This is a genomic window from Opitutia bacterium, assembly GCA_016217545.1.
Classification (GTDB): Bacteria; Verrucomicrobiota; Verrucomicrobiia; order Opitutales; family Opitutaceae; genus Didemnitutus.
Window position 1 is genome coordinate 137,558 of record JACRHT010000002.1, and the last position, 18,558, is coordinate 156,115.

Annotated in this window: 20 protein-coding genes and 1 tRNA gene; 16 read left to right on the forward strand and 5 right to left on the reverse strand. The window is 65.2% G+C overall.

Translation table 11 applies throughout. The features are described from left to right. Window positions 1-34 precede the first annotated feature (34 nt). From HZA32_00665 to HZA32_00680, 4 genes are all read left to right on the forward strand, one after another. Window positions 35-952 (forward strand): helix-turn-helix transcriptional regulator, encoded by a 918-nt coding sequence (locus HZA32_00665; protein ID MBI5422565.1) that lies wholly within the window; start codon window positions 35-37, stop codon window positions 950-952. Window positions 953-1,038: 86 nt separating this feature from the next. Further along, window positions 1,039-1,662, forward strand: a complete 624-nt coding sequence (locus HZA32_00670) for a hypothetical protein (protein ID MBI5422566.1) — start codon at window positions 1,039-1,041, stop codon at window positions 1,660-1,662. A gap of 97 nt (window positions 1,663-1,759) precedes the next feature. Next, window positions 1,760-2,503, forward strand: a complete 744-nt coding sequence (locus HZA32_00675) for a BON domain-containing protein (protein MBI5422567.1) — start codon at window positions 1,760-1,762, stop codon at window positions 2,501-2,503. Window positions 2,504-3,095: 592 nt separating this feature from the next. Continuing rightward, window positions 3,096-3,776, forward strand: coding sequence for a sigma-70 family RNA polymerase sigma factor (locus HZA32_00680; protein MBI5422568.1), 681 nt, complete (start codon window positions 3,096-3,098; stop codon window positions 3,774-3,776). 55 nt (window positions 3,777-3,831) lie between these two features. On the opposite strand, the gene HZA32_00685 is transcribed toward HZA32_00680, so the two are convergent. Next, window positions 3,832-6,048 (reverse strand): hypothetical protein, encoded by a 2,217-nt coding sequence (locus HZA32_00685; protein ID MBI5422569.1) that lies wholly within the window; start codon window positions 6,046-6,048, stop codon window positions 3,832-3,834. Between the two features lie 109 nt (window positions 6,049-6,157). Between HZA32_00685 and HZA32_00690 the strand changes: the two genes are divergently transcribed. From HZA32_00690 to cls, 11 genes are all read left to right on the forward strand, one after another. Beyond that, window positions 6,158-6,898 carry a PRC-barrel domain containing protein gene (locus tag HZA32_00690; protein MBI5422570.1) on the forward strand — a complete coding sequence of 247 codons (741 nt, stop codon included), beginning with the start codon at window positions 6,158-6,160 and terminating at the stop codon, window positions 6,896-6,898. A gap of 18 nt (window positions 6,899-6,916) precedes the next feature. Then, a complete protein-coding gene (locus HZA32_00695) occupies window positions 6,917-7,513 on the forward strand; it encodes a flavodoxin family protein (GenBank protein ID MBI5422571.1) in 597 nt (198 codons plus the stop codon). A 27-nt stretch (window positions 7,514-7,540) separates the two neighbouring features. After that, window positions 7,541-7,903, forward strand: a complete 363-nt coding sequence (locus HZA32_00700) for a hypothetical protein (GenBank protein ID MBI5422572.1) — start codon at window positions 7,541-7,543, stop codon at window positions 7,901-7,903. A 150-nt stretch (window positions 7,904-8,053) separates the two neighbouring features. Continuing rightward, window positions 8,054-8,797, forward strand: a complete 744-nt coding sequence (locus HZA32_00705; GenBank protein ID MBI5422573.1) for a BON domain-containing protein — start codon at window positions 8,054-8,056, stop codon at window positions 8,795-8,797. 99 nt (window positions 8,798-8,896) lie between these two features. Beyond that, complete coding sequence (locus tag HZA32_00710; GenBank protein ID MBI5422574.1) at window positions 8,897-9,427, forward strand: DNA starvation/stationary phase protection protein; 531 nt, start codon at window positions 8,897-8,899, stop codon at window positions 9,425-9,427. Continuing rightward, entirely contained in the window at window positions 9,424-9,630 is a 207-nt protein-coding gene (locus tag HZA32_00715) for a DUF3185 family protein (protein MBI5422575.1), read from the forward strand. The genes HZA32_00710 and HZA32_00715 overlap by 4 nt, the downstream gene beginning before the upstream one ends. Continuing rightward, window positions 9,627-9,800: a DUF1328 domain-containing protein gene (locus HZA32_00720; GenBank protein MBI5422576.1), complete on the forward strand. Its 174-nt coding sequence runs from the start codon at window positions 9,627-9,629 to the stop codon at window positions 9,798-9,800. Before HZA32_00715 ends, HZA32_00720 begins: the two co-directional genes overlap by 4 nt. 19 nt (window positions 9,801-9,819) lie before the next feature. After that, the gene (locus HZA32_00725) at window positions 9,820-10,137 is read left to right on the forward strand and encodes a DUF883 family protein (protein ID MBI5422577.1); all 318 of its coding nucleotides are present in this window, start codon (window positions 9,820-9,822) and stop codon (window positions 10,135-10,137) included. A gap of 19 nt (window positions 10,138-10,156) precedes the next feature. Continuing rightward, window positions 10,157-10,546, forward strand: a complete 390-nt coding sequence (locus HZA32_00730; GenBank protein ID MBI5422578.1) for a phage holin family protein — start codon at window positions 10,157-10,159, stop codon at window positions 10,544-10,546. Then, complete coding sequence (locus HZA32_00735; GenBank protein MBI5422579.1) at window positions 10,525-10,836, forward strand: hypothetical protein; 312 nt, start codon at window positions 10,525-10,527, stop codon at window positions 10,834-10,836. Before HZA32_00730 ends, HZA32_00735 begins: the two co-directional genes overlap by 22 nt. 31 nt (window positions 10,837-10,867) lie before the next feature. Continuing rightward, the gene (cls, locus tag HZA32_00740) at window positions 10,868-12,295 is read left to right on the forward strand and encodes a cardiolipin synthase (protein MBI5422580.1); all 1,428 of its coding nucleotides are present in this window, start codon (window positions 10,868-10,870) and stop codon (window positions 12,293-12,295) included. Between the two features lie 88 nt (window positions 12,296-12,383). Here the strand turns inward: cls and HZA32_00745 are convergent, their stop codons facing one another. Beyond that, the gene (locus HZA32_00745) at window positions 12,384-12,833 is read right to left on the reverse strand and encodes a hypothetical protein (protein MBI5422581.1); all 450 of its coding nucleotides are present in this window, start codon (window positions 12,831-12,833) and stop codon (window positions 12,384-12,386) included. 506 nt (window positions 12,834-13,339) lie between these two features. Between HZA32_00745 and HZA32_00750 the strand changes: the two genes are divergently transcribed. Continuing rightward, entirely contained in the window at window positions 13,340-13,927 is a 588-nt protein-coding gene (locus HZA32_00750; GenBank protein ID MBI5422582.1) for a hypothetical protein, read from the forward strand. A gap of 134 nt (window positions 13,928-14,061) precedes the next feature. Here the strand turns inward: HZA32_00750 and HZA32_00755 are convergent. From HZA32_00755 to secD, 3 genes are all read right to left on the reverse strand, one after another. After that, window positions 14,062-14,138: transfer RNA gene (locus tag HZA32_00755), tRNA-Arg, on the reverse strand. A gap of 64 nt (window positions 14,139-14,202) precedes the next feature. Beyond that, on the reverse strand, window positions 14,203-15,918 hold the full coding sequence (gene recJ, locus HZA32_00760) for a single-stranded-DNA-specific exonuclease RecJ (protein ID MBI5422583.1): 1,716 nt from the start codon (window positions 15,916-15,918) through the stop codon (window positions 14,203-14,205). Window positions 15,919-15,998: 80 nt separating this feature from the next. After that, a complete protein-coding gene (secD, locus tag HZA32_00765) occupies window positions 15,999-18,551 on the reverse strand; it encodes a protein translocase subunit SecD (protein MBI5422584.1) in 2,553 nt (850 codons plus the stop codon). Window positions 18,552-18,558 lie beyond the last annotated feature (7 nt).

Sequence of the window (18,558 nt, forward strand, 5' to 3'; positions counted from 1 at the left end):
CAATCCTGACCCGCAGATGGACATTATTGACCGCATGGCTGACCGCTACCCGCCCCGCAATCCGCCGCCCTCGCCCGCGATTCTGGACCGCCTGCTCGCATCGCACGTCGCCGGATCTCGTTACATTTTTCCCGACCTCGCGCCGAAACGCGGCGTCGAGTGGACGGTGGCGTTGGCCGGCCGCGAGCGCTGCAGTCCCGACTATCTCGTCGATCGGCAAAACTATCCATTTCACGTCGTCGAACTCGTCGTGCGCGGGAGCGGCACCGTCCGCCTGGGAGACGGCCGCAAGCATCGCGTTGGCCCCGGCACGGTCTTCAGTTGCGCGAGCGATCAGGCCTGCTGGTTGAAAACCGATCCCAGCGATCCGCTCGACAAATACTTCTTCGCTCTCGCCGGCACCCGGGTTCGCGCGCGTCTCACCGCCGCGCATCTCGCTCCCGGCACCGTGCGGCACATCGCGCTCCCGGCCGAGGCGATCGCGGTGGCCGAGGATCTGATTCGGGAGGGGCAGCGCCATCACTCGCACACGACCGCGATTTGCGTGAAGCTGCTCGAACTGCTCCTGCTGCGCTTCGAAGCCGCGCCGGCGGACCGTCCGCGTCCGGACGACGACCGCGCTCGCGCAAACTTCATTCGCTGCAAGAAACTGATCGAGGAGCGCGCCGCCTCGCTGCAGACGCTCGAAGAACTCGCCGCCCTCGTTCACCTCGACCCGTCGAGCATTTGCCGCCTCTTCCGTCGCTTTCAGGGCTCAAGTCCCTACCAGGAGCTGACGCGGCGCAAGATGACGCTCGCAGCGGGAATCCTGCTCGAGGAAGGCGGCCTCGTGAAGGAGGCCGCCGCGCGCGTCGGCTTCGACGATCCCTATCATTTCTCGCGCTGTTTCAAGAGCGTGCATGGCCTCTCTCCGAACGCGTTCTCGGTGCGCTTCGGGGCGCGGCCGCGGTAAGCACGCGCCCGCGGATCGCGCAAACCGGCGCATCCGGGTTGCGAACGTCGGCGTAACGAGTGGGAACGACCCCACCCGACTCCGTCATGCGCTACACCATTCATCCGTCCAACCTTCTTGAATGGTTCGCGCTCAAAGCCGGTTCCGTGCCCCGCCCCATTCTCGACACCACGCTCCCGATCATCCAAGCGCGCGCATTGATGGCCGCAAACAGCTGTGGCGTGCTGCGGAAACTTGCGGAGCGCGACATGACCGCGCCGGAGTTGGCCACCGCCCTCGGCCTCGATCGAGAGTGCCTTACCCTGTTGCTGCGCGTGATCGCAGGATTGGACTACGTCGCGCGCATCGGCTCCAAGTGGGCTTTGACCACGCATGGCCGGCGCTACTTTGGTCCCGCCGCGCCCGAAAGCTACGAAGCGTTCGTCGAATACGGCGCGGCGCAGTGGAGATTCGTCGAAGACCTGGAGGACGTTTTGCGCTCCGGGAAAGGCATCGACTTTCACGCTCAGCAAACGCCCGCGGAATGGCAGGCCTATCAGCGAAGCATGCTGGAAAACGCCAAGGCGTTCGGATGGTTCGTGGCGCAGCATACTCCGGTTCCGAGTGGCGCTCTGTCCTGCCTCGATCTGGCCGGCTCTCATGGCTACGTCGGCGGTTTGCTCTGCGAACGGCGACGGGGCCGCCTCGCTGCGTCGATCGCGCCTTCTTGAGGAAACCGCCAACCGGCGGAGTTCGGCTCCATGCGGGATACCTACATCACCCCATATTCCGCGCTGCCAGCCGGGCGTATGCTGCAGCCCAAAACTTATGAAAACCAGAAATCTCTCCCTGCTGCTGGCGGTCGTCGCCACGCCTCTCGCGCTGCTCGCCTCCTCCTCCACCGATCGCAAGATCGAGGACGCGGCGAAATCTTCCTACAACTACCGCACGGTCCTCGAGGATCACGTCAAGGTGAAGGCCAACGACGGCGTCGTCACCCTCACCGGCACGGTGCAGGATCAGGACGACAAGGCCCTCGCGGCGGACACCGTCGAAAATCTTCCCGGAGTCGTGCGCATCAACAACGAGATCAAAGTCGAGTCGGCCTACGCGGAACATTCCGACGCCTGGATGGCGTTCAAGATCCGCAGCCGCCTGCTCGTGAAGGCCAACGTCAGCGCGACCTCCACCACCGTCGACGTCAAGGACGGCATGGTCATTCTCAGCGGCACCGCTGACAACCAAGCGCAAAAGGAACTCACCGAAGTCTACGCCCGCGAGATCGATTGGGTGAAGTCGGTGCAAAACGACATCGTGGTGAAAGACAATCCTGCGACGGCGATGACGATGGGCGAGAAAATCGACGACGCCTCGATCACCAGCCAGGTCAAATACGCGCTCCTCAGCCACAAATCCACGAGCGCCCTGAAAACCAGGGTCACAACGAATGACTCCACCGTCGTCATTACCGGCGTCGCTTCTTCCGAAGCCGAAAAGTCACTCGTGACCAAACTCGCCAAGGACGTTCGCGGCGTGATGAGCGTCACGAACAATATGACGGTCAAGAGCTGAACGAGATTCTCCTCCTCCCCTCGAGCCGCGCTCGCGCGGCCAAGATTCCCGCTGCGAGCTCGTGCTCGCCGCGGGAATTCGCGTTTTCGACGCCCTGATCGCTCCTCCCCAATCGCACGTCCGATGAAACGTCCGTTTCCTCCCGCTCCACGGACTAGGCGCAACGACGCCCTCATCGTCGAGCTGCTGGCGCGGAACGACGAATTGCTCAGCCAGCTGCATGGCGAGCGACGGGCGAGCACCTCAGGCGTCAGTGGTTTCTTGCGGGCCCTGATCGGCCAGCACGTCAAACTTGCCCGGCTGCTCCGGGTCCAAATCAACCTATCGAATTTGAACGCCCCCGCGCCCCGACGCTGACGGACACCGCTTCCATCACCCGGCCTAACGCTCGCGCGCGAATCTGCGCCCACTCCGATCGTCAACCGCGCTTCACTTCCGCGGAGTTGGTCGCACCGCTTCGCCCCCGCACGCCGGGTCGGTAGCTCAATACCCCATGCCGCGAGCTTCGCGTCTCCGGTAGAGTTGGAAGGAACTCATGGTCCTGTTCCGCCCTCCATCCTCCCTTCCTGTCCCGACCCGACCGAACAGCGGAGTGATTTTGACTCCCTCCTCGCTCCACGATGCGGAACTGGTGCGCCGCTTCCAAGCGGGCGACGAGAGCGCGTTCGGCGAGATCGCCGCCCGGCATCGCGATCGCCTGCTCGCGATCGCCCAGCGCTACCTCGGCAACCGCGCGGATGCCGAGGAGATCGCGCAGGACACCCTTCTCCACGCCTATCGCGGCCTCGCCTCGTTTCGCGGCGAATCCTCGCTCGCCTCCTGGTTGCACCGCATCGCGTCGAACCTTTCGTGCAACCGCTACTGGTATTTCCACCGCCGCCGCCGGCACGTCACGCAAGCACTCGACAGCCGCCTCGGCCCCGGTGGCACCTCCTGCATCGCCGACTTCATCGCCAGCGAGGCCCCCGATCCCGCACGCATGTCGATTCATCGGGAGTTCCTCGCGGAAGTCACCGCCTCCATGCAACGGCTGAGCCCGCTGCAGCGCGAGATACTCTCCCGCCGCAATCTCAGCGGACATTCCTATGCGCGGATCGCCCGCGAATTTGGCATCTGCATCGGCACGGTGAAGAGCAGGCTCGCGCGCGCGCGCGGAAGCGTGCGCAAACTCCTCGCGGAAAAATACGCGGCGCCCGAAGTCGGCGCGCCGAACGCCGCGCAATGGTTCGAGCCGCATCGGCTCACCCACTCCCCGTCGGACGCCGCGCGCTGATTCGCGACGCTTCGGCGCACGCCGCCGGGACCGACCTGGCATCGCGCGGTGCAGCCTACGATACGCGGACGGTCACCGCGTGCTCCTTGCCGTCGTCGACGAGTTCGATGACGGCTCCCGCCACCGCTCGTCCATCGAGCACGAGCGCTGCTCCGGTCTCCGCCGGCAGCCGCGTGAATGAAAGACGATACACCGTTTCGCGGTGCCGGTAGTCGATCTTGCAGCCCGTCCACGCCGCCGGCAGCCGCGGTGTCAGACGCAGTTGATTTCCTTCGCGCGTCACGCCCAGCAAGGTTTCGAGGAGCAAGCGATACATCCAGCCCGCCGAACCGGTATACCACGTCCAGCCGCCCCGGCCCACGTGCGGAGCCGCGCCATAGACATCCGCCGCCACGACGTAGGGCTCGACGCGATAGGTCGCGATCCGAGCCGCGGAGTCGCCATGTCGCACCGGATTGAGCAGGTGAAAAACTTCCCACGCGCGTTCCGTCTCGCCGGCGAGCGCAAAAGCCATCGCGGTCCAGACGGCCGCATGGGTGTATTGGCCGCCATTCTCCCGCACGCCCGGCGGATAGCCCTTGATGTAGCCGGGGTTCAGCCGGGACTGGTCAAAGGGCGGAGTGAAGAGCCGCACCAAGCCCGCCTCCCGATCCACCAACCGCGCCTCCACCGCCCGGAGCGCCTGTCTCGCGCGCCCGGGATCGCCGGCTCCGCTGATGACCGACCAACTCTGCGGCAGCGCATCGATCTGGCACTCCTCATTGGCCGCCGCCCCGAGTGGCGTGCCGTCGTCGAACCACGCCCGCAGATACCAGCGTCCATCCCACGCATGGGCATCGACCTGCCTCTTCAACCCTTCCGCCTCCGCCTCGCAGCGGTCCGCGAGAGCCGTCTCGCCGCGACTGCGCGCGAGCGGCGCGAAACGCGTCAGCACGTCGTGGAGAAAAAACGCCAGCCACACGCTTTCGCCGCGGCCGTCGTGGCCGACGAGGTTCATGCCGTCGTTCCAGTCGCCGCCGCCCATCAGCGGCAGCCCATGCGCCCCGAAATTCCCCGCACGTTCGAGCGCGCGCACGCAATGCCCGTAGAGCGTCGCGGCCTCGTCGGAGCGATGCGGCGCTTCGTAAGTGGACTCCTCCTCGGGTCGTGGCGCCCTCGCCTCCAGAAACGGAATCGCCTCGTCCAACACGCCCGTGTCGCCGGTGGCAGCGACGTAACGGCAGGTCGCGTCAACCAGCCAAAGGTAGTCGTCCGAGATGTGCGTGCGCACGCCCCTCCCGCCGGGCGGATGCCACCAGTGCTGCACGTCACCGTCGCGGAATTGCCGGCCGGCCGCGCGCAGCAGATGCTCGCGCACCAACGCTGGCTCGGCGTGCAAAAGCGCCATCGCATCCTGCAACTGATCGCGAAAACCGAAGGCGCCCCCGGACTGGTAGAACCCCGTGCGCGCCCACATCCGGCAGGCGAGCGTCTGGTAGAGGAGCCAGCCGTTGACCATCACGTTCACCGCGGGATCGGGCGTCTCGACGTGCACCGCACCGAGCGTGCGGCGCCAGTATTCCTGTCCGCGCTCGAACGCCGTCCGCGCAGCGTCGGTCTGGCGGAAGCGCTGGATGAGGCCGCGTGCGTCCGCGAGATTCCGTCCGGCACCGAGCCGGAAAGTCGTTTCGTGCTCCTGCCCGGGCTCGAGGTCGAACACCACCTGCATGGCCCCGCAGGGATCCAGCCCGACGCCCACCTTGCCGGAGAGGCGCGCGCGCTGCAGCGCCGCGGGGCGAGCCACGCTACCGTGGCGGCCAAGGAATTCCCGGCGGTCGCCCGTGAACGTGCGGATCGGATCGCTCACATCGAGGAACACGACGCGATCGGCGAATTCCGGGCTGTAGCCGTTGCGCGCGAGCAGCGCCCCGGTCTTCACCTCCAACTCCGTCTGCACATGCAGCAGCGTCTTCGACCGGAGTTCGCCGAGGACCCACTCCCAATAACCCGTCACCGACAGGCGGCGTGGACGCTCCGACACGTTGCGCAGCTTGAACGTCATGAATTTCACCGGCGCATCGGTCGCCACATGGATCGTCAGCTCAGCGGCTTCGTCAACAGCGCCGCGCAGAAGGACGCCGCCGGTCGTGACGCGGCCGCCGTCGCGGGCGTCATGCAGGTGCGCAACAATCTGATCGTGAAGTGAGATTTCGCCCGCGCTCCTGCGCACCGGATTCGGCGCGGACCACGCGCCCGACTCCGTGGTGCGAGGAGCGCGCGGCTCGATTTCCATCCCGGAGCGGGTCGCGCGCGGCGGAGGCAATCTCCGCCGTTCCCGCGTTTTGCCGCTCGCGCAACGACACCGTCAGCAAAGTCAGATCCATTCGCAGGACTCTCAATTTATGTTCCGACATCTCACCCAACTTTACGGCGCCAAACTCGGCGCCTCCGACGGCGACATCGGCCACGTGAAGGATTTCTATTTCGACGACCAATCCTGGATCGTGCGCTACCTCGTGGTCGACACGGGTTCGTGGCTCACCGGCCGTCTCGTGTTGCTCTCGCCTCACGCCTTCGCGCCGGAAGCCCTTGGCAACGCCGTCGCCCACGACCGCAGCCTCGCGGTCAATCTGACGCGAAAACAGATCGAAGGCAGTCCAGCCATCGACACACACCGCCCCGTCTCCCGCCAGTTCGAGGCCGACTACTACCGCCACTACGGCTGGCCAACCTACTGGGCGGACGGAGGCATGTGGGGTGCGGCCGACTTTCCGACCACCGAAACCGGCACCGCTCCGGCCGGCCCGCTTCATCACGGACACAACCAGCGTGACGACGTTCACCTCCGCAGCACGAAGGCCGTGACCGGTTACCATCTCCAGGCGACGGACGGAGAAGTCGGCTCCGTGCGCGACTTCCTGTTCGACGGCAAGATCTGGACCATCCGCGAGCTGATCATCGACACCGGCCACTGGTATGCCCGCCGGGAGCTTCGCCTGCACGTCTCCAAGGTCGCGCGCGTCAGCTACGAGGAAGCCAGAGTGTTCGTGAACCTGCCCCGCTCCGAACTCCACGCCCCTGCGTCAAACGGCGAGGCCAAAGCCCGCACGATCCGTCACTCGGGCACGCAAACCCGGGATTGAACTCACCAGCGCTCCACCATGGCCACTCTCATCGTCATTTATCACTCCCTCTCCGGCCACACGAAGCTCCAGGCAGAAGCCGTGCTCCGCGGCGCGCTGAGTGCGCCGGATTGCGTCGCCACACTCTACACGGCTGAGGAAGCGGCCGCCCACCTCGACGCACTCGACGCCGCCGACGCCATCATCTTCGGCTGCCCGACCTACATGGGCAGCATGTCCGCCGGCATGAAGACCTTCATCGAGGTCGCCGCGAAAAAATGGTTCACGCTCGCGTGGAAGGACAAGATCGCCGGCGCGTTCACCAACTCCTCGTCGTTCTCCGGCGACAAGCTCAACACCCTCGTCGGCCTGCTGCTCAATGCCATGCAGCATGGCATGATCTTCGTCGGCCTCGGCCTGATGCCGTCGGCCAACGAGCCCAAGGCCATGAACCAACTCGCCGGCCCGGGCACCGACGCGCAGAACCGCGTCGGCTCCTACGTCGGGCCCATGGCGACCAGCTTCCAAGTCGCGCCGCCGGCCGCGCCCAGTCGCGGAGACCTCGACACCGCCGAAATCTACGGGCGGCGCGTCGCAGTCATCACCGCCCAATTCGTCCGTGGTCGCACGGCATAACCCGCCCGCTCTCCTCCGTCGTTCTCCATGAAATCCTCCCGCATCCCTCCGTCCACCCCACCGCCTCTCTCGCCGGAAGAAAAAGCCGCCGCCCTCGCACCCGCCGTGAGCGAGGAGAGTCGACCGCTCCCTGCCGCGTCGCCCGCCCGCGAAGTCGACCGGCAGGACGCCCTGCTCGAATCCTTCTCCGAAGCGAAACGCTGGGATCCCGTGCCCGGATCGAGCGGACACCAAGTCCCCGAGGCGCCCAGCGAGGATGAAGATGAGGAAGGTCGCAGCGAAACCGAACAGCGCGTGGACGACGGCATGACCGCCGCCGCACGCGATACAGTCCGGCAATCCGCCCGCGACGTCGCACAGGAAGATCGCCGCGAGCAAAACACTCCGTAAGCCACGACGCCGCGCGCGACTGACGTTTCATCCTCGATCGCACGGTGGGGCAACGCCCCATGGCCGCTCCCGCGCTTCGCGGGCAGCACGCGGTAGGGCAACGCCCCATAGGCGCGCCTGCCCTTCGCGAGTATCGTTCCTCCTTCGCCTATGAAAACAAACTACCTGTCCACTTTGCTTCTTCTCAGCGCCAGTCCGCTCGCGCTTTTCGCCTCCACTGAAACCGATCGCAAGATCGAGGAAGCCGCCAGGGCTTCCTACAATTACCGCACGGTCCTCGAGAACCACGTGCAGGTGAAAGCCGTCGACGGCATCGTCACGCTCACCGGCACCGTCCAGGACAAGGACGACAAAGCTCTCGCCGCCGACACCGTCGAAAATCTTCCCGGCGTCAAAGCCGTGAACAACGAGATCACGATCGACGCGACGTATCCCGAACACTCGGACGGCTGGATCGCCTTCAAGATCCGGAGCACCCTGCTCGTGAAGAGCAACGTCAGCGCCGCCAACACCACCGTCACCGTGCAGGACGGTGTCGTCACCCTCAACGGCACGGCGGACAACCTCGCCCAGAAGGAACTCACTGAGGTCTACGCCAAGGAAATCGACTGGGTGAAATCCGTGAAGAACAACCTCGTCGTCACCGACAAACCCGCGCCCGCCTCCACCCTCGGCGAGAAGATCGACGACGCCTCGATCACCAGTCAGGTGAAGTTCGCCCTCCTCAGCCACAAGTCGACGAGCGCACTCAAGACCAAGGTGACCACCAACGACGGTGCCGTCGTCATCACCGGCGAAGCGTCGTCGGACGCCGAGAAATCTCTCGTCACCAAACTCGCGAAAGACATCCGCGGCGTGAAGGCCGTCAGCAACAACATGTCGGTGAAGAGCTGAACGCTCTCCCCGCCCCCGCGTCCGGCGCCGCCACTCGCGCGATGGCGCCGGACTTCGTGTCTCCGTCCGCCCGCTCCACCTTTTCCCTCCATCGCTCCCATGAAATCTCTCCTCGGACTCGCCGAACCTGCCCGCCTCGAAGTCGGCCGCCTCCTCAATCTTCTGCTCGCCGACGAAACGATGCTCTACATCACCACCCGTGACTACCACTGGAACGTCACCGGCCCGTGTTTCGCCAGCCTGCACCAGCAATTCGAAACCCAGTATGAGCAGATTGCCGACTGGATCGACCAGATCGCCGAGCGCGCCCGCGCCCTCGACGTCGGCGCCTGCGGCAACTGGGCCGAGCTGACCGACGCCGCGCGTTGCTCCGCCACCGCGGGAATCGAGTTGTCCGCCGAGGAGATGATCACGGCACTGCTCGCCCTCCACGAATCCCTGATCGCCCAGCTCCGGACCGACAGCGACGCCTGCACCACGCAGCACCATGATGCCGGCACCGCGGACTTCCTCACCGGCTTGATGGAAAAACACGAGAAGACCGCCTGGATGCTGCGCGCACAGCTCGAAGGCGCGGAGCCAGAGGCCACCGCTCGTCCCAAGCGCAAACTCCAATCCACCGCCTCATGAACAAGCCCTTCTCCGCCGCGCTGCTGGTTATCGGCTGCATTCTCCTCATCTACGGCCTGAGTTCCGCCGACTCCCTCGGCTCGCAATTCTCGCGCTTCTTCACCGGCGCCCCCACCGACAAGACCATCTGGCTGTTGATCGCCGGAGCGGCCGCCGCCGTCGTCGGTCTGGTCGGGCTCTTCCGCGGCAGCCGACTACCATGAGCCTTCCTCCTCTCCTCAGCTACGCGGTCAGTTTCCTGATCATCGCACTGATCGCCGGCGTGCTCGGCTTCGGCGTCGTCGCCGGCACCGCCGCCACGATCGCCAAGGTCATCTTCCTCGTGTTCCTCGCCCTCTTCATCATGTCGCTGTTCCGCGCGCGGAACCCCTGACCCACACCCGCCATTTCCCATGAAAACCCAACCCGAATCCACGACTCAGTCACCTGAGCAACTCCTCAACGATCTCCGCGCCCTGGTGGTCGAGACCGAAAAAATGCTCGCTGGCTCACTCACCGAGCAAGCGGGCGACGCCGTCGGTGCGCTGCGCGCCCGCTACGACGCCGCCCAGGAGCGCCTCGGCGAACTCTATGCCGGCGCCAAGACCCGCCTCGCCGCCGGCGCCAAATGCACCGACGAAGCGATCCGCTCGCATCCTTACGAATCCATCGCGATCGCCGCCGGCGTCGGCCTGCTGCTCGGCGTGTTGCTCGGCCGCCGCGGCCACTAACCTCCGGAGCATCGCTGCGATGGCCTCCGACCCGCCGGCTTCGGCCGGTTTTATCGATTCACTCCGCGCGCTCGGCGATGGTCTCGTCGCCGGCGCGTTGGAGCGGCTCGAGCTGTTTGCCGTCGAACTTCACGAGGAAAAACTCCGTCTCATCCAGACGTTCATCTGGATTTGCGCCGCCGCCTTCGCCGGGATGATGGCAATCGCTTTCGCCAGTCTCACTCTGGTTTACGTCTGCCCCGAGAGCGCCCGGTCGTCTGTCCTCGCCGGACTGACGGTCTTCTACGTCGCCGTCTGCGCGACGATCATTCTCCTCCTGCGTCGTTTTCTCCTCCGCCAACCGCGCCCCTTCGCCGCAACGCGGCAGGAAATCGGCGTCGACCGCGCATGTATCCGCAACAGGAACTAGACCGCCTCGCCGCGCACAAGGTCGCGCTGCGTCTCAAAATCGCCCGGCGCCGCGACTCCATCGCGCGCGCCACGCGCGGCGTGACCCGGCCGCTCGCGTGGATCGATCGGATGCTGCACTGGTGGCGCCAGACGCCGCCGCTGCTCCGGATCGCCTTCGTGCCTTTGGCCGGGGCGTTGGGTCGCGTGCTGCTCCCGCGTCATCGCACGCTCGGCCGCCTGCTCCGCTGGGGCCCGGCCGTGCTGTCCGGGCTGCGACATTTCCTCCGGCCCAGCGACCGCGCGGCGTGAACCTCCGCGGTCGCGCCGCACGCGCTGGACCATGATGACGCTGCTTCTCATCGGTTACTTCGCGACTTGGGGCTTCATTCCCCACTTGCTGCTGCGCCAGAAGCGTCCAGCGGCCACGCTGGCCTGGTTGTGGGCCATCCTTTTCATCCCGTTCCTCGGAGCCTTCGCGTATTTCGCCATCGGCACGGATCGCTTGCATCGCCATCGGCTCAAGCGCCGGAGTTTCTTCTCCGCCCGCGCAACGCGCCAGGCTGCGCCGGCCAGCGCCACCGACGAAGCCACCGCCGCGCTACTGCAGACCCTGCCGCGCCGGGATCGGCAATTCCTCCAACTGTTGTCGCGAATCAATCAGCTGCCCGCCAGCTCCACCACCAGCCTGCGACTGCTGTGCGACGCCGCGGAATTTTATCCGGCACTAGAGCAACGAATCCGCGAAGCCCGGCACCACATCCACCTTGAGTTCTACATCTGGGAGGCGGATGAGACCGGCGAACGCTTTCTGCGCTTGCTGGCGGAAGCCGCCCGACGCGGCGTGATCGTGCGCCTGCTCCTCGATGGCGTCGGATCGCACGGCCTGCCGCAGGAGCAGCTCGCGGACTACGAGGACGCCGGAGGGAATTTCTCGTGGTTCCAAAGTCTCGCACCCCTGCGCATGCGTTTTTTCATGAACCTGCGCAATCACCGCAAACTGCAGATCATCGACGGTCGCATCGCCTTCGTCGGCGGCATGAACATCGGTCGAGAACACGAGGCCGTCGATCCGGTGCTGGGGAGCTGGCGCGACGTGCAGGTGGAAGCGTGCGGCGCCATCGTCGGCGAATTGCAGGAGGTGTTCGCCGACGACTGGTTCTTCGCCACCGGGGAGAAAATCTCCGAGGACTGCTACTACGCTCCGGCGTCCGAACCGCCGCGCGATGCAGCGCACATCGTCCTCGGCGGCCCTGACCGGCGCAACGAGCCGATCAACCGCTCCATCGTCAGTCTGCTCAACGAAGCAGGCGAACGAGTGTGGATCGCGACCGGCTATTTCGTGCCCGATGGAATTGTGCTTTCCGCCCTCGAACTGGCAGCCAGTCGCGGCGTCGACGTGCGACTTCTCATCTCGGGCCGGTCGGACCATCCCTGGCTCGTGACCGTCGGTCGCTCGTCCTACGAGCAACTGCTCGCCGCCGGCGTGCGCATCTTCGAATACTCCGCAGGCATCCATCACGCCAAGCTCGCGCTGGTCGATGAGCGCTGGGCAATGGTCGGCTCGGCCAATCTCGACTACCGATCGATGCGGCTGAACTTTGAACTCAACCTCCTCGTGCACTCGCACGAGCGCAATGCGGAGCTGGCTGGCATCTTCGAGCGCGACTTTCGCCTCAGTCGGGAAATCGACCCCGCGGCGTTCTCGCGCCGTCCGTTCCGGCAGCGCCTTGCCGAAGCGGCGCTCCGCCCCTTTTCACCCGTGTTGTGAAACGCGCCGCCGGCTTCGCGGCGCCGCACCGCGACCACGAGCCAGCTGCATGCTCGCTCACGTGCGGGTGGCGCGCACGACCGCGGCATCACCGGACAGGCCGACCCGATCTCCGCCGGGCAATTGTCGGCGCGGCAGCCGTCTCCGCCAACCATTGCCGGACCCGCGCCTCGATCTGCCGCGCGGTCATCTTGTCCGCGCTCTCGAAGCTGACGGTGCGTGGATCGTGTTTCAGGAGAGCGAGCCGCGTCCGCAATTCGCCCTTGGCCTCGCCGGGACCGAAAATCAGGACGGCTTGCGCGCCGCGAATGCACGCGATGACGGCGTCGTAGTAGACGTTGAGCTGGCTCGTGAGGCGTCGCTCGCGGCTGTCGTCCGCCGGCACCAACTGCGGCTCAAAGCGAGTGGTCGAGCGAAGACCGCTCAACCGTCCCGGCTGTTTGTCGACGTGCGAAAGCACCAGAGTCGTGCTCGTCCCGATGTCCGCCACAAAGACTATCGCGGCTCTCCGCCGATCGATCCAGACGCCGACGCCGATCTTGGAGCCGACTTCCACGGGGGAAGTCGTTCGTGGATTCCGCCGTCGAAGTGAGGCCGGAGCGGCTGCGCGCAGCGGCTTCCGGGAAGCAGGTAGCGTTGTCATGTTGTGCCTTGGTTGATGGTGGTTTCTCCCACGTCGCGAGATCGTTCACCCAACGAATCCCTCTTGGATAACCATACACCGTTCCCTCGCGAACGCGACTGCCGTGCATCGCAGGTCGGAGCTGCAACCAATCCCCTGCGCGATCGCTGAAATAAAATCGGCTCAAGCTGTTCGCCGGGCAACCGGATGTCCGAGCCGGGTGCGCAGTCTTCGTGTTTTGCGCGGAACTGAATTGAGTTGGATCGTGAAACCCCCTGCGTCCGCCGTGTCAGTCGTCACGCCTTTGAAATCCAGCGAGGGCGTGAAAACGAGAAAGCCAACCTCGCTGCGTCCTCCGGCCCGGCTCCTGCGGGCGACTCGGATCTCGATGGACCGGCCGCGCGACCTCTGCCCCTGATCCAATGAAAACCACCGCCAAATCAGGATTGAGCTTCACCGCGCCGGGCGCTCGCTCGCGTCCCACCGCTGGCTTTGCGAGCCTGATCGAAGCCGAGCGCGACCTGCAGAATTTCATCCGGGATTGCATTTCACTCCTGAAGGGAAGCGACGCCTCTGCCCTCACGAACATTCTGAGGCGCCAGGAAGACCGAAGCGGATCGGTCGTTACTCTGCTGGAAAGACGCTGCCTGCTGTTCCCCCATCCGCTGCGCTTCCTCACGCTCTTCTTCAGCGCTCCGTCATCGGCGGCAGTTTCACCGCACCCCACCACCAAGCCCGAGGGAATGCTGACTCAATTGCGGACGTTCCACGAGGCACTCGCCCGGCGGATCGATGCGCTCCTGCCCAAAACGGCGACCAACTTTCACGCCCGGATGCATCTGGAGGAAGCCTCTCAGGCTCATCGTGAGATGGCCCAAAATCTCATCGCTGCGTCCATGACGCGTGAAGTAGCCCATGGACCGAAGCCCGCGCTACCGACACCTGCTTTGGCGCGCTGGGAGAGCGAAGGCGGCGCACTGCGCGCCGACTCTCTCTCCGTCAGACCATGAATCGTCCCGCGTTCTTGGTCCGGTGTGCGCCCCGCGCGCGAAAAGCTTCGAGTGAAGCCATACCCAGCCATCACTGGTTGCCGGGCGGACAAACAACAAGCCCCGGAAACCATTGGTTTGCCGGGGCTTGAAAGTGGCGCAGCCGTAGGGAGTCGAACCCCAAACCTTCTGATCCGTAGTCAGATGCTCTATCCAATTGAGCTACGGCTGCGTAACAGAGCGGCGAACTAAGCGAACTTCGCCACCGGGCGGCAAGCAGAATTTTTCTGAGAACCTCACGGCGCGATCCGCCAGTCGAGCAACTCGATCTGCAGCTGCTTGCGGCCGGCGTAGAAATTCCAGTTCAGCTGCACCGCGAGTTCGAGCGGCTGGCCGACGGGCGGCAGTTTCTCCGCCAGTTTCCACGCCACGCCGCTGAGGCGCCGACCGCGCGTGTCCTCGGCGGTGAACCGGAAATGCTGCTCCTTGAAAACCTCCGGCCGCGTGCGCAGGCGCAAGCCCCGCACGCCGAAAATCGGCTCCGGATTGCCTTGGCCGAACGGATGCAGCTGGTCGAGTTCGTCCATGAGCCGCTCGGTGACCTGCTGCCCGTCGAGCCAACCGGCGAGTTCGATCACGGGCTCGCACGCGTCGAGGCCGCGGCGCTCGCGGATGACGGCGTTGAACTGCGTGCGAAATTCCTCGAGGCGCGTCTTGCGCAACGAAACGCCGACCGCCATCGGATGACCGCCCCAGCTTTCGAGGTGCGACTGGCAGCCGCTGAGCAACTCCACGAGATTCACGCCGGTCACGCCGCGACCGGAGCCCTTGGCGAGATCGCCTTCGTTGCCGAGCACGATGGCGGGACGGTTGAACTTGCGCGAAATCCGCCCGGCCACGATGCCGACCACGCCGGGGTGCCAGCCTTCGTCGAAGAGCACGAAGCCGCACGCATCGGCGAACTGCTTCTCCACGTAAGCCTCCGCCTGTTCGGTGATGAGTCGCTCGATTTCCTGCCGCTCCTTGTTGAGATCGTCGAGTTGCTTCGCGATGTCGCGACAGAAGACCGGATCGCCGCTGAGCAACAAATCCACGGAGAGCGACGCGTCGGCGAGGCGTCCACTGGCGTTGATGCGCGGCCCGAGGCGGAAGGAAATGTCGACGGGCGTGAGACCGTTTTCAGGCTTCAGGCCCGCCACGGACATCAGCGCGCACAAGCCCGGACGCTGCGTGCCCGCGAGCACCTGCAGGCCGTGCTTGGCGAAAATGCGGTTCTCGCCCGCGAGCGGGACGAGGTCGGCGATCGTGCCCATCGCGACGAGGTCGAGGTAGTCGCGCAGGCGGATTTCCATCACACCGGGATAGTTTTGCGCGCGCAGGCTCTTGAGCAGGCCGTGCAGGAGCTTGAAGACGAGGCCGACCGTGCAGCAGTGCCGCCACGCGTGGTCGCCTTCGGCGGCGTGCACGTGCGGGTTGATCAGCAGGGCGTCGAACGTCGGCGTTTCCTTCGAGCGGTGGTGGTCGACGACGATCACGTCCACGCCGAGCGTGCGCAGGTGCGTGACCTCTTCGTGCGAGTTCGTGCCGCAATCGAGGGCGATGAACAGGTCGGGCTTGGCCGTCTCGAGCGCGCGGTCGATCGCGTTACGCGTCAGGCCGTAGCCTTCCTCCAAGCGGCGCGGCACGACGTAGCGCGGTTGGAGGCCGAGGCGACGCAGGACGTCGACGAGCAGGGCGGTGCTGCTCACGCCATCGACGTCGTAATCGCCCAGCACCATCACGTTTTCGCGCCGCTCGATCGCCCGGATGATGCGCGCCACCGAAGCGTCGAGATTGGCGACGAGGAAAGGATCGGCGAGCGTCGCCAGCGCGGGTTGCAGGAAGCGCGTCGCTGGCTCCGGCTCGAGGTGGCCGACGCGCACCAGCAATTCAGCCACGATCTCGCTCGTGCCGAGTTGGCGCGCGAGGGCTGCCACGCTTTCCGCGTGGACCGGCGTATAATTCCAGCGCATGGCCTGATGGGCGCACGCCACCTCGGCCGACTCCGCGCTTGCGGGAACCAGCTGAGGCGGACGCGTTGCGCCCGGTCAGCTTATTCCGAAGCGCGGGAGGAGCCGGCCCACTCGTATTTGGGCGCGATGTCGTGGTGAGCCTCGACGTGTTTGCGGTCACCCTTGTGCCACCAGTAGAAGACCTGGGCGGCGATGAAGATGGCCGAGAACGTCGACGTGACGATACCGACGAGGAAGGTGAAGGCGATGTCGTGCAACTGGCCGCCGCCGAAGATCCACAGCGACAGGGCCGCGAGGAACGTGGTCGTCGCCGTCATGATCGTGCGGGCGAAGACCTTCGTGATGGCGTGATTGATGATGTCGCGGAGATTGCCGGTTGGGTTGAGCTTCAGCTCTTCGCGGATACGGTCGAAGACGACGACCGTTTCGTTGATCGAGTAACCCGCGACGCACAGGATCGCCGCCACCATGGGCGCGGAGAACTTGTGGCCGAAGAGCACGAAGATGCCGATATTCATCAGGATGTCGTGCAGCGTCGACGCCATGGCGCCGATGCCGAAGCCGAATTCGAAGCGGAAGGCGATGTAGAGCAGGATGACCACCATCGAAACGCCGACCGAGAGGATGGCGTTCCACTTGATCTCCTTGCCGATGGTCGCACCGATCTGGCTGCCGCCCGCTTTCACGAGGCCGGCGGCCGGGTAGGCCTTTTGCAGGGAGGAAAGAAGCTGGTCGGACTTGCCGTAGGCCGTCTCGAACTTGAGCTGCTCCCGGCCGCTGCCAAGGTCACTGGCGTAGGTGATGTTCACCTCGCCCACCCCGCTCTGCTCGGCGACTTTGCGGATCGCGGCGGTGTCGATCTTGGTGGTGAAGTTGGCGGTGATCTGGTCACCACCGGCGAAGTCGATACCGTAGATGCGGTCGCCTTGATAGACCACGTAGGCGAGGCTGACGACCACGAGTGCAACGGAGCCAATCGCGGCGGGCTTGCCGTATTTGACGAAGTCGACCTTCAGGTCGCCCAGCATGCGGCGCATGGTGATCTTCTGGAGGCCCGCATCGACGAGCATCTCCATAAGCATGTGGCCGGTGATCAGCACCGAGAACAGCGTCGAGATGACACCGATGAGCAGCGTGAAGCCGAAGCCCTTGATCGGGCCCGTGCCGAGCCAGATCATGATCGCGCAGATGATCAGCTGGACGAAGTGCGCATCGAGAATGGTCGTGAGCGCCTTTTCGAAGCCGGCTTGGTTGGAGTTGTTCAGCGACTTGCCGACGGACAACTCCTCGCGCATGCGCTCGAAGATCAGGATGTTCGCGTCGACCGCCATGCCGATGGTCAGCACGATGCCGGCGAGGCCGGGCATCGTCATGGTGGCGCCGAGCGCGGCCATGGTGCCAAGGATGATGACGATGTTGACCGCGAGCGAAGCCACGGCGACGAAGCCGCCGGTGGCGTAGAAGGTGACCATGAACGCGCAGACGGCGACGGTGCCGATGAACGCGGCGCGCACACCGCTATCGACGGCGTCTTTGGCGAGCGACGGTCCGACTTCGTTCTGCTCCTTGACGACGAGCGGAACGTCGAGCGGGTTGTTCAACACGGCGGCGAGGTCCTGGGCCTCACGCTGGGTGAAGGAGCCGGAGATTTCCGCGCTGTCGCTGTTGATCTGCTCGCGAACGGTCGGCGCGGAGTAGAGCTTGCCGTCGAGGACGATCGCGAGGCGACCGAGGCGGCCGGCGCGCTGGCCTTCGTCGGCGATGGTCTTGGTGACTTGAGCGAACTGCTCTTTGCCTTCTTTGGTGAAGCGAAGGATGATCTTGAAGCGACCGAACTCATCCATGACCGGATAGGAATCGGCAACGCCGGCACCGGTCATTTCGGGAATGCGCTTGATGAAAAGTTCCTCGACGGCGGTCTCGCCGCTGCGGCCTTCATTCTCGAGCGCCATCAGCTCGTAGCCAGGGGGAACTTCCTGCGGAGGCGCGGCGTAGGTGTGCACCAGGCGGAAATCGAGGCGCGCCGGCTTCTTCAGGCTGTTCATCACCTCGGGGTTGTCCTTCGTGCTGATGCCCGCGAGCTGGACTTCGATGCGGGTGTCGCCGACGGCGCGAATGATCGGCTCGGACACGCCGAGGCTGTTCACGCGGGCGCCGATGATCTCCATCGCCTTGTCGAGCTTCTCCCGGCGGGTGTTCTCGTTGGATTTGGCGGCGACCTGTTCGTCGACTTCGAGCGTGAAGGCGACACCGCCCTTGAGGTCGAGACCGAGCTGGAGGCGGCCCTTGGAGCGCTTCAGCAGTTCGTCGAGGACGAGGTTGTTGCGCTTGTCCACGTTCTTGAGATTCTCCTCGAGGCGGAGCTGCGGGAAGAACTGCGACAGATCGATCTTTTCCTCGCGGGCGATCTGCTTGAGCGCGACGAAGGTGCTGATCTCCTGGCCGCGGGTCTTGGCGTCGGCGATCCGGGCCTCAACCTTGGCCAGCAATTTGCCGAATTCCGCCTGCCGGGCTTCGGCTTCGTTACGGACATAGGGGCCGAAGTCGCGGTCCTTCAGCGGGAGCATTGAAGACACTGCCCAAGCCACGATGGCGGCGGACAGGATCAGTTTCCAGAGATGACGACTGAGCATGGGTGGT